This window comes from Pseudomonas neustonica (genome assembly GCF_003797945.1).
GTDB classification, from domain to species: Bacteria; Pseudomonadota; Gammaproteobacteria; order Pseudomonadales; family Pseudomonadaceae; genus Halopseudomonas; species Halopseudomonas neustonica.
Genome location: NZ_RKKU01000071.1, coordinates 1 through 1,294 on the forward strand (window position 1 = coordinate 1; position 1,294 = coordinate 1,294).

Consider the following 1,294-nt stretch of genomic DNA (forward strand, 5'->3'; position numbering starts at 1 on the left):
AGCGCTTCGATTTCAAATGTCCTATCGAAGTCATGAGCGAAGTGATGCAGAAAGCCTTGGCTATGCAATATGATGCTCCTGCGTCAATTCAATAACCGTGTTGCACTCAGCTCCTGCAACCGCCGTGTTACCTCCATATGGCACCCTGAGGTCGCCATCTAAACCAAATTCCCTATCCAATACTTTTTTTAAGCTCGCGATCGTTATATTGTGTATAGGCAATTCAGGAATTTCGCCGACATCAGAAAAGTAGGCATTTTTCGTTTCACCAACATGGTACGCATTTCGAGCAATAGTAACTATGCCTTTACTCGTGCATAGCCTTAACCCATACCAACTGGATTTATTGTCAATATTTTCTTTCGATATCCCATTTGCTGTAGACGAAAGTAGACAATAATCAATAATATGAAGGATAGATGACTTTCCTGTCCCTGAATCACCAGTGATTACATTTACTGTATCACGCTTTAGTTCTAGATTTCTGATAGCACCATTTTTCTGCCAAATTATAATATTTTCAATCTGTATAGTCATACTTCTATCCTTAATAAGGCATACAGTGATGCTGGTGGCTCCGATAACATTATAGAGACATTTTTAGAAGCATCGAGTATGTCATCTAATTTACTCCCTAAGCCTCTTTTATCAAACGAAACAGATGCCGAATCTATCAAGTCACCACTTTCCAAATTGAATAAATTAAGCTCTAGTCCCATTGCGATAGCATTTGTACTAACCACCAAAGAGTCAGTAAACTTTTCATTAAACCCTACGAAATAGTCATTGTTCGCAGTAACCACCTCTTGAACTGATAGAACATTAGTGGTTTTACGCTTGAGATATCCACGTATTTTTTTATCAAAAAGAAGTGGGGTAACGAGATAAGCATTGGCAATATTCAGACGTGGACTTTTTGTTAGTACAAACTGTATGGCGAGCAAGCCTAACGCTTCATTATTTAGTATTCCGATCATTTATTATTTCCATACAAAGTTTTCCAGTCTTTCCTCCACCCAATCCGACATATATCAGAAAGTTCAATGCCTTTTCCAGCTACCATTGACCGAGGTACTGGTGAGTTTGCAACGGCTATAGATATATTTACAAGGCTGCGCAAACAACTTCTTGCCACACGAAAATGCTCACTATCAGTATTTATGCCATGGCGGTTGCAGGAGCTGAGTGCAACACGGTTATTGAATTGACGCAGGAGCATCATATTGCATAGCCAAGGCTTTCTGCATCACTTCGCTCATGACTTCGATAGGACATTTGAAATCGAAGCGCTTAC

General features: G+C 39.6%; 2 protein-coding genes. Both read right to left on the minus strand.

Annotated features, from left to right (window positions below):
• Window positions 1-60: 60 nt before the first annotated feature.
• The gene (locus EF096_RS20140; protein ID WP_123891519.1) at window positions 61-537 is read right to left on the minus strand and encodes an AAA family ATPase; all 477 of its coding nucleotides are present in this window, start codon (window positions 535-537) and stop codon (window positions 61-63) included.
• A complete protein-coding gene (locus EF096_RS20145) occupies window positions 534-977 on the minus strand; it encodes a three component ABC system middle component (RefSeq protein ID WP_123891520.1) in 444 nt (147 codons plus the stop codon). The genes EF096_RS20140 and EF096_RS20145 overlap by 4 nt, the downstream gene beginning before the upstream one ends.
• Window positions 978-1,294: the final 317 nt, after the last annotated feature.

What these genes read in the sequence shown, in the direction of transcription:
- EF096_RS20140 (WP_123891519.1), bottom strand. Translation starts at nt 537, where the DNA reads ATGACTATACAGATTGAAAATATTATAATTTGGCAGAAAAATGGTGCT.
- EF096_RS20145 (WP_123891520.1), bottom strand. Translation starts at nt 977, where the DNA reads ATGATCGGAATACTAAATAATGAAGCGTTAGGCTTGCTCGCCATACAG.